This window comes from Streptomyces sp. NH27 (assembly GCF_056859195.1).
Genome location: NZ_JACEGK010000314.1, coordinates 1 through 9,307, shown reverse-complemented (window position 1 = coordinate 9,307; position 9,307 = coordinate 1). Strand labels below are relative to the sequence as shown.

The following is a 9,307-nucleotide window of genomic DNA, read 5'->3' as shown; positions in this document are numbered from 1 at the left end:
CGAGCCAGGCGACGAGGTCGGCGCGGGCGGCGGTGGCGGCGCGGTGGGTGGTGAGCAGGCGGGTGCGGCCGCGTGGGTCGTGCAGGAGGGAGTGGGCGACGTGGAGTTCGGTGACGGTGTCGAGGCTGGACGTGGCGTCGTCGAGCACGAGGAGCCGGTCGCCGTGGGCGAATGCCCTTGCCAGGCCGAGGCGTTGGACCTCTCCGCCGGACAGGGGGGCGGCGGCGCGCGGGGTTGCGTAGCCGTCGGGAAGCAGCCGCAGGAAGCCGTCGGCGCCGGCCGCGCGGGCGGCGCCGGTGACGGCTTCGGGCGTCAACTTCCTTGGCCCGAAGGCGATCGCGTCGCCGAGGGTGTCGCCGAGCAGGACGGGCCGCTCGAAGGCGTAGCCGACGGCGTCGCGCAGTTCGGCCCGGCTGAGGGTGGACAGCGGGCGGCCGTCGAGCAGGACGACGCCCTCGTCGGGGTCGGTGAGCCGCCCGGCGAGTTCGGCCAGCACGGACTTGCCCGCGCCGGACGGTCCGACGACGGCGACGCAACTGCCGCCGGGCACGGTGAGGTCGAGCCGGTCCAGTACGGTCTCGCCGCCGCGGGTGACGGTGACGCCGCGCAGTTCGAGCGTGCCGGGGCCGTCCTGCGGCAACCGGGCCGTGCCGTGGGCGGGCGCGGGCACCGCGAGGACGCCGGCGATCCGGCGGGCGGCGGCCCGGCCGCGCACCAGGGCGCCCAACTGCCCTACCACCGCTCCGATTCCGGTGGCGAGCAGCGCGTAGCGTGATGCGGCGAGCAGCCCTCCGACGGTCAACTCGCCCTGGGCCAGCCGCAGTCCGCCGACCGCGAGGACGAGGATCTGGAGCAGCGGCACGAGGACGGCGGCCTGCGCGGTGGCCCGGCCCTGGACCCGCCACATCCGGTGTCCCTGGGCGCTGAGTTCGGGCAGCGGCCGCAGCACCCGGGCTGCCTCGCGCTCCTCGGTGCGGGCGGCGGCGATGGTGCGGGCGCCACTGATCGCCTCGACCAGCCGGGCGGCGATCCGGCCCTGGGCGTCCTGGTAGCGGGCGACGCTGTCGGAGGAGGCGCGGGCGAAGCGGTGGACGAGCAGCGCCAGCGGCGGGGCGCCGAGCAGGAACGCGGCGGCGAGCCACGGGTCGGTCAGGAGGAGGGCGACGATGCCGCCGAGCGGGGTGCCGATGGCGGCGGGCAGCGTCGCGACGGCGGACGGCACGGCGCCCGCGTCGGCCGCGTTGCCGACCAGCCGGGTGACCAGGTCGCCGCCGCCGCTCACCCGCGCGGCCAGTACATGGCGTACCGCCCGGCGCCGTACCGCCGCGGTGACGCGGGCGCCGGAGACGGCCGCGAGCACGTCGCTCGCGGCGCCGACCAGCACCTGCCCGGCGACGACCGCGGCGCACCCCCACACCCAGCGCCCGCCGCCCTGCCCGCGCAGCACCTGGTCCACGGCGTGCCCGAGCACGGTCGGCAGCACCAGGCCGAGCCCGACGGACACCCCCGCGAGCAGCGCGACGGCGCAGACGGCGAGTCGGCTGCCGCGGGTCGCGGGCCGCACCACGCGGGGTGGCGGCGCCGCGTCATGGTCGGCCATGCGTTCCTCCTCCGGCGCGTGGTGGCGTGCGGGTGAACGGGTACGAATGCGGCGGCGGGCATGCCGGGGCCCCGCCCCCGGGTGCGGGGGGCGGGGCTTGTTCACCGGTCGAACTGCCGTGACGTCACAGGCAGATCAGGAAGCTCACCGTGCTGACGCAGCTCAGCAGGCTCAACGAGCTGGCGTTCTCGCCGCCGTGACCGTACTCGGCGGGCTCCATGTCCTGAAGGTCGAGAAGTGCCATGTCAGGTGTTTCCTTTCCATTGGTGGCGCCGAAAAACTTCGGCAGGGTGTTGCACGGCCCGGGTCGTTGCCCGGACCGGTTCGTGGGGCCCGCGGTCAGGACGCGGGCGGTGGGGGGAGGAACGGCAGCCTGGGCGTGGGGTGTTGGCCGACGTTCGCGGCACCGAGAGCGAGCAGGCAGCCCGCCGTGCCGGTGCCGAGGTCCATGGACAGCCGCATCATCTGGTTGCCGGGGAAGGCGAGTTCGCCGCGGTAGGCCATGCCGTACCAGCCGAGCGCGTCGATCTGCGCGGCGAGCGCGCCGTCGGGGACACCCGGTGCGGTGGTGCGCGCCAGGTGCAGGATCATCCCGGCCCGCCCGACGAAGAGCCCTGGCTGCGCGTAGAGCCGTGCGGTGGCCGCCCGGATGATGCCGGTCCTGGCCTGCTCGAAGCGCTCGGCGTCCGGCTCGGCGAGGTCGCCGGTGCCGGCCAGGCCGAGCAGGTCGTCGAGGACCAGCCCGATGCCGGCGCTGCCGGCGCCCACGTAGGGCATGGTGCGCCAGCCCTCGTCGACTTCGAGGCTTCCGCTCGCGGTGACGACGCAGGAGTCGAGGTCGAGGGCGAGCGCGCGGGCCGCGTGGCCGAGCAGCGCGGGGAGGCCGGTGCGTTCGTACAGCCGCAGGAAGAGCAGGGCGGGGCCGGTGGCGCCGCGCATCAGCCCGGCCCGGCGCGGGGGGCCGCCGCGCTGCGAGCCCTGCCCGGCCTGCTGCGGCAACGGCCCCTTCGCGTGCGCTTGTTGGGTCTGCGCCTGCTGCTCGGCCTCGGCGGCGATCCGCCCGGCGACGATCCCGGCGGCCTCCAACGCCCGCTCGCGCAGGTCGGTTTCGCCCGTGGCGTGGGCGAGATTGTCGAGCACCAGGCCGATGCCGGCGAGGCCGCCGTTGAGGTCGGAGGACAGCCGCTGCCAGTTCTCGGCGAGCAGGGTGCGGACCAGCGCGACGGCGCGTTCGGTGTGGCCGAGCCGGTCGAGGACGTAGGCGATGCCGGCGACGCCGTCGTACAGGCCCAGCGGGATGCCGTTCGGCAGCTGCGCGGTGCGTGCCAGCAGCCACTGCTCGCCCTCATCGTAGCGGGGCAGGCCGATCTGGTCGAAGGCGTAGAGCACGCCGGCGGCACCGTGGGCGACGCCGAGGCCGCCACCGTCGGAGAACTGCGCGATGTCGCCCGGGAAGAGGCGGTCCTCGCGGCCGGGGGTCGCGGAGCCGAGGATCGCCGCGGCCATGGAGTTGCGCGCGGTGATCCAGTCGCGCGGCTCGGCGGGCAGGTAGCTGCGCGGCGGCCCCGGGCGGGTGCCGGCGGGCAGGCCGGTCGCACCGGGGTCGCCTGGGGCGCCTGGGACTTCTGGGGTGCCGGTCGTACCGGGAGCGCCGGACCGGCCCGAACTGCCGGGGCCGGCTGCTCGATCGGGTTCGTCCACCTGCACGTGCAGGTCACGCGAGGGTGAACTCGCGCGGAGGTCGGTGCCGTTGACGGGCCGACCGTCCGCCGCTCCCCCAAGGCCCGCGATTCCCGCCGTGTCCGCGGCGCTCCGACCGCTCCCGGCGGTGCCCTGATCCGCGCCGTGCCGGCCGGCCCCACCATCCGTGCCCTCGACCGTCCTGGTGATCTCGGCCACCGCCTCCTCCAGATACCCGGCCGGCACCGGGAACTCCCGGGCGATCACCTCGGCCAGGTGCGCGGCCTTGCCGCGGTCGATGGCGAACAGGGTGGTGATCGGGAGGAACAGGGCCAGCCGCAGGCAGGCGAGGGCGTAGTGGTCGACAGCGGTGCCGCGGCGGTCGGGTGGCGCGACGAAGCCGGGATGGGCCACGGCCTGGCGGCCGTTGTCGGTGGCGCGGGCGGCGGCCTCGAAGTCCAGCAGGGACACCGTCTCGTCGTCGGGCGCGACCATGATGTTGAACATGTGCAGGTCGTTGAAGACGAGTCCGCGTGAGTGCACCGCGGCCACCGCCTCCTCCACACCGGCGTGGATGCGCAGCGCCCAGCGGGTGAAGTCGGCGACGTCGGCCGGGTCGGGGTCGGGGCGCAGCAGCGGGTGACGGTGCGCGAAGTAGGAGTTGAGCGGCTTGCCCTCGACGAAGTCCATCACCAGGAAGCGGTGGTCGCCGACGGTGAACCAGTCACGCATCTCGGGGGCGACGCCGAGCCCGGACAGCCGCCGCAGCGCGTCGCGTTCGCGGCGCAGCCGGGTGACCGCGTCGGCGCCGTCGGAGGCCAGCCCGGCGTGCGGACGGCCTTCCTTGAGCACGACCTTGTCACCCGTGCGGGTGTCGGTGCCGGCGTAGACGCCGCCGCCGTTGGAGAAGTGCAGGGCCTTCTCGATGCGGTACGGCAGGTCGCCGACGGTGGTGGCGTTGCGCGCGGCCAACTCCGGTGCGAGGAAGTCCGGCAGGGTGACCCAGTCGGGCATGTGGAAGGCCGGCGACCGGTCGTCGGGCACCAGCCGCCCCTCGCCGTCCTCGACCGCGGGCACCAGCGTGCCGCGCCCGCCGACGCAGTACCGCTTGGCGAAGGCGCCGTAGCGCACGTAGAGCGGGCCCTGCCGCCAGCGCAGATCGGTGAGGATGTACGGTCCCTGCTCGCCGTCGAGCAGCGCGCCGAGTTCGTCGAGCACCACCCGCAGCGCTTCCTCGTCGGCCGGGTAGATCGTGACGAACTTCCCGGAGGCGTCGCGGCCGGCGTACTTGGAGTTGCGCAGCTGCAGCAGCTGCGGCCCGGGCACGAACTTGAACGGGATGTTCCGCGGCACGCAGTAGTCCCAGACCTTCGCGGCCACCTTGTCGGCGCACTCCAGGGTGGCGGAGGCGTGCACCTTCCAGCCCTGCGCGGGGTAGACCCGCTCGCCGGCCGGCGGATCGACGTGCAGCCAGTCGCCGTTGCGGACGGCGCGCCAGCCGTCGGGGACGGGGCGCCGCGCGGTGTCGAACAGCGGTACGGCGGCGGCGCGCGGTGGCTGTCCGTCCCGGGCCGCCCCGGCCGCCTTCCCGTTGCCGTTCCCGGCACCGGGTTCGGACCCGGTCGTCGCGGACAGCCGGTCCAGGCTCTCGTAGAAATGCCGGTCGGCGAGGCAGAAAACCTCGTAGCGGTTGTCCATCGATCCCCCCTTTTCGCGGTGACGGGACCGAGATTGGCACGCGAGCGGAATCGGGAGAAGTCACCGTTGTCACCTCATCGCCGTGCGGAACGCATATGTCGGACAGCCGGATCACATGACATGCGGCCGCCACCGTGCGTTCCGCTGCGGACGCCCTCGGTGTTCGCTCAGCGTGAACGTGCTTCCTCGCCTGACTCTTCCGCCGCATTGAACAGACCCGCCACACGGGCTCCGAAGGCACTCCCGCTACCGGTAGACCCGGCCAACGCAGCACTTCAGCAAGGGAGTTGACTGTGCGAGAGCAACACCACCGAGGCATTATGGGGCAATAATGCACCACTGCAACATTGTCGCCGAAATTTCCAGAAACGATCTGGACCCCGCGAGAGCGGAACGGCACACTCGGAACCAGCACCAAGAAGGGACACCATGCCGCTCAGAAGCACCGCGACCGCCCGACAGGAGCGCCTAGGCGCGGAGCTGAGGAAGATGCGGGAAGCCGCGGGGATCACCGCCCGCGACACCGCGCGGCTGCTCGGCACCGACCCGGCGAAGGTCAGTCACATCGAGGCGGGTCGGCTCGGTGTCAGTGAAGAGCGGTTACGGCGTCTTGCCGCATTCTACGAATGCGGGGACGCCACGCTGATCGACGCCCTGGTCGGCATGGCCAACGGCCATGGCCGCAAGGGCTGGTGGGAGGCATACCGCGGGGTGGTGCCGGCCGGCATGCTCGACATCTCCGAGATGGAGCACTACGCCGTCCAGCTGCGCCCGCTCCAGGTCAGCCATATCCCCGGGCTGCTCCAGACCGACGCGTACGCCAGGGCCGTCGTCGGCCACGCGGTCCCGCCGCTGCCCAACAACGAGTTGGAGGCGTGGGTCGCCCACCGGATGGAACGCGCCAATGTCCTGCACCGCGAAGCCGCTCCGCCGTACGAAGCACTGGTCCACGAGGCCGCGCTCCGGATGCGGTTCGGCGGGGCGAAGGTGGCAAAGGCCCAACTGGAACACATCCAGGAGCTGAGCCATCTGCCGCAGATAAGCGTGCGGGTCATTCCGTTCGCCTCCGAAGGGCACGTCGGATCCAGCCACGCGATGCTCTATGCGAGTGGAACCGTCCCCCAGTTGGACACCGTGCAGATCGACTCCGCACACGGGGTGATCCTGCTGCACGCGGCCACCCAACTCGCCAATTACCTCAACCGATTCGAGATCCTCACGAAGGTGGCGCTGGACCGGGAAAAGTCGCGCGACTTCATCCACACCGTCTCCCGAGATCTCTGAACCTCTGAAAGGGCCCTCACCCCATGACCGCGCCCCTCGCTTGGCAGAAGTCCACGTACTCGCAAGACAGCGGGGACTGTGTCGAGTTGACCGCACACGGGGGCGCGGTCCTCCTCCGCGAGAGCGACAACCCCGCGGTGGTGCTGACCACTACGCGCAAGGACCTGGCGCGGTTCCTGCGCTTCCTCAAGGCCGCGCCGACCTCGACGGCCTCGGGCGCCAGACCCGCCCGGGTGCCGCGCTCCGTCGGTTGAGGGTGACCTGCCGGTGGGGGCTCCCCCTGAGCTTCACCGGGGTGGCGTCCCCCGTGCCCGCAAGTGGCGGCGCCCGCACGTGGCGGGAGGAATTCAGACCACCCGGCGGACGTGTGCCGGCCGCTCGGGCCGTTCCGGCCGGTCGTGGTCGCCGCCGCTCAACTGCCCGCTCAACCTCGTCAGCAGCGCGGCCAGTTCGGTGTGCCGGGACGGGTCCCAGTCGCCGAGCAGGTCGGCCAGTACGCTCCGGCGGGCCTCACCGAGCCGGGCGGCCAGCACCTTTCCGGACTCGGTGAGCACCAGGGGGTTGCCGTCGCGGACGGCGAACCCGCGGGTCTCCGCCTCGACCGCGGACCGTTCGATCATCGCGCTCGGCACCGTGGCGTGCTCGGCCAGCTCCACCGGGTCGGCCTCGCCCTGGTGCGCGATTCTCAACAGCAGCCAGCTGGTGGCCGGATGGATGTCGACGCCGGCCGCGTCGGTGACGCGGCGGTACAGGTCGTGTTTGGTCTCCCGGCTGCCCAGCACCGACAGGCAGCGGGCGATCTCGTCGAGCGAGGAGCGCTCCACCGGGTTGGTGCCGAACGTCTCGTTGGCGTCAGGCGCCGTCACCGACCCGCGCAGCGGCTGCTCCTTCAGCAGCCAGGCCAGCACGAAGCCGAGCAGCGCGACCGGCACCGCCCACAGGAAGACGGTGGTGATGGACTGCGAATAGGCGTGCAGGACAGGGTCCTTGATGGCGCTGGGCAGTCCGGCGATGGCCGTCGGGTCGGACTGGAGCTTGGCGGGGTCCAGACCGGCCGGCACCCGTACACCGCGCAGCGAGGAACCCAGCTTGTCCGAGAGCTGGTTGGTGAAGACGGTGCCGAACACCGAGACGCCGAAGGACGCGCCGATGGAGCGGAAGAAGGTGGTGCCGGAGGTGGCCGAGCCCAGGTCCTCGTAGCCGACCGCGTTCTGCACCGCGAGCACCAGCACCTGCATCACCAGGCCGAGGCCGAGGCCGAAGACGAAGAAGTACAGGCTCATCACCCAGGTCGAGGTGAACTCGTCGAGCTGGTGCAGCAGGATCAGCCCGACCGCGGTGACCGCGGTGCCGAGGATCGGGAAGACCTTGTAGCGGCCGGTGCGGCTGACGATCTGGCCGGAACCGATGGAGGAGATCAGCAGCCCGATCACCATCGGGATCATGTGGACGCCGGACAGCGTCGGCGAGTAGCCGTGCACGACCTGGAGGAAGGTCGGCAGGTAGGTCATCGCGCCGAACATCGCGAAGCCGATGATGAAGGAGATGCCCGAGCAGATCAGGAAGGTGCGCACCTTGAACAGCCGCGGCGGCAGCACCGGCTCCTGCGCGCGCCGCTCGATCCTGACGAACACCCCGACCAGCGCGATCCCGACCACGGCCAGCGCGATGATGCCGGGCGAGCTCCACGCCAAGGTGGTGCCGCCGAGCGAGGTGACCAGCACCAGGCAGGTCGCGGCCGCGGCCACCACCGCCATGCCGGCGTAGTCGATGCGGTGCGCGGTGCGGCGGACCGGTATGTGCAGCACCGCGGCGATCACGGCGAGCGCCACGACGCCGATCGGAAGGTTGATGTAGAACACCCAGCGCCAGGAGAGCTGTTCGGTGAACACCCCGCCCAGCAGCGGCCCGAGCACGCTCGCGGCGCCGAACACCGCGCCGAACACGCCCTGGTAGCGGCCGCGGTCGCGGGGCGGCACGATGTCGCCGACGATCGCCATCGACAGCGCGATCAACCCGCCGCCGCCCAGGCCCTGCAACGCCCGGAACGCGATCAACTCGCCCATGCTCTGCGAGATTCCGCACAGCGCCGAGCCGACCAGGAAGATCACGATCACGGTCTGGAACAGCCGCTTGCGGCCGTACATGTCACCGAGCTTGCCCCACAGCGGAGTTGCCGCGGTGGACGCCAGCAGGTAGGCGGTCACCACCCACGACAGGTGGTCGATGCCACCGAGGTCGCTGACGATCGTGGGCAGCGCGGTCGACACGATGGTCTGGTCGAGCGCGGCCAGCAGCAGACCGAGGGCAAGCGCACCGATCGCGATCCGTACCGCGCGCTTGTCCTGCTGCTCGCCCGGTGCCGCCGCCGGTGCCGCGGCGGTGCTGGTGTCCTGGGCCATGTGGCAGCTCCTCGCCTCGTCTCCCCGAGGGCCAGAAGCTCATATTCTCACCCTTTGTACGGTTATGGCCTGCGGAACAGGTCACCACTACCGCCGCACGCTGTGCCGCAGGCGTGTCGTATCGGCATAATCACCGGAGACTTCGCGCGCGCCGTGTGAACGGACCGTGCGGATCCGAGGACGAACTGCGGGAGGGGACCCAGTGGCGCCGGAGCAGCCGAACAGACGGGACGGCCGGCAGGACCGGCCGGACCAGTCGTACCGGCCGTACGCGTACGCCCAGGGCGACCACGCCGCGAGGGGTGACGGCATGGCCGAGGACCGCATCGGGGGCACTGGCGCGGACGGCGTCCCGGTCGCCGCCGACGGCTCGGGGGCAGGTGGCCCCGGCATCGGCGCCGGCGGCGCCGAGGACGACGCGGGCGGGACACGGGCCGCCGAGCGGTCCGCGCAGCGCGCCGCGGCCGTGGCGGCCGTCGAGGGCTTCCACCCGCTGCGGCTGCGCCCCTACGTCGCCGATCCCGAGCAGGGCGAGAGCACCGTACGGCGGCTGATCGACGCCGACCCGCCCGGCCCGACGGACGACGACGGGCCCGCCCCCGCCGACCTGGGCCTGTTCCCCGCCACGTACTCGGGCGTGGAG

General features: G+C 72.6%; 6 protein-coding genes and 1 pseudogene. 3 read left to right on the top strand and 4 right to left on the bottom strand.

Going from position 1 to position 9,307, the window contains the following annotated elements:
• From AC13HU_RS23675 to lanKC, 3 genes are all read right to left on the bottom strand, one after another.
• On the bottom strand, positions 1-1,600 hold a 1,600-nt coding region (locus tag AC13HU_RS23675; protein WP_483043953.1), incomplete at its 3' end, for an ABC transporter ATP-binding protein.
• Positions 1,601-1,724: 124 nt separating this feature from the next.
• Complete coding sequence (locus AC13HU_RS23670; RefSeq protein ID WP_366412036.1) at positions 1,725-1,844, bottom strand: SapB/AmfS family lanthipeptide; 120 nt, start codon at positions 1,842-1,844, stop codon at positions 1,725-1,727.
• A 95-nt stretch (positions 1,845-1,939) separates the two neighbouring features.
• Positions 1,940-4,978 (bottom strand): class III lanthionine synthetase LanKC, encoded by a 3,039-nt coding sequence (lanKC, locus tag AC13HU_RS23665; protein WP_483043952.1) that lies wholly within the window; start codon positions 4,976-4,978, stop codon positions 1,940-1,942.
• A gap of 429 nt (positions 4,979-5,407) precedes the next feature.
• Between lanKC and AC13HU_RS23660 the strand changes: the two genes are divergently transcribed.
• Positions 5,408-6,262: a helix-turn-helix domain-containing protein gene (locus AC13HU_RS23660; RefSeq protein WP_483043951.1), complete on the top strand. Its 855-nt coding sequence runs from the start codon at positions 5,408-5,410 to the stop codon at positions 6,260-6,262.
• Between the two features lie 23 nt (positions 6,263-6,285).
• Positions 6,286-6,516 carry a DUF397 domain-containing protein gene (locus tag AC13HU_RS23655; RefSeq protein WP_483043950.1) on the top strand — a complete coding sequence of 77 codons (231 nt, stop codon included), beginning with the start codon at positions 6,286-6,288 and terminating at the stop codon, positions 6,514-6,516.
• 93 nt (positions 6,517-6,609) lie between these two features.
• On the opposite strand, the gene AC13HU_RS23650 is transcribed toward AC13HU_RS23655, so the two are convergent.
• On the bottom strand, positions 6,610-8,664 hold the full coding sequence (locus AC13HU_RS23650) for an MFS transporter (RefSeq protein ID WP_483043949.1): 2,055 nt from the start codon (positions 8,662-8,664) through the stop codon (positions 6,610-6,612).
• A 202-nt stretch (positions 8,665-8,866) separates the two neighbouring features.
• Here AC13HU_RS23650 and AC13HU_RS23645 point away from each other — a divergent pair.
• Positions 8,867-9,307: pseudogene (locus tag AC13HU_RS23645) on the top strand (hypothetical protein); the annotation flags it as partial.

Bases quoted from the DNA above. Each gene is read 5' to 3' on its own strand.
- AC13HU_RS23655 (WP_483043950.1), top strand. From the start codon at position 6,286: ATGACCGCGCCCCTCGCTTGGCAGAAGTCCACGTACTCGCAAGACAGC.
- AC13HU_RS23670 (WP_366412036.1), bottom strand. From the start codon at position 1,844: ATGGCACTTCTCGACCTTCAGGACATGGAGCCCGCCGAGTACGGTCAC.
- AC13HU_RS23660 (WP_483043951.1), top strand. From the start codon at position 5,408: ATGCCGCTCAGAAGCACCGCGACCGCCCGACAGGAGCGCCTAGGCGCG.
- AC13HU_RS23650 (WP_483043949.1), bottom strand. From the start codon at position 8,664: ATGGCCCAGGACACCAGCACCGCCGCGGCACCGGCGGCGGCACCGGGC.
- lanKC (WP_483043952.1), bottom strand. From the start codon at position 4,978: ATGGACAACCGCTACGAGGTTTTCTGCCTCGCCGACCGGCATTTCTAC.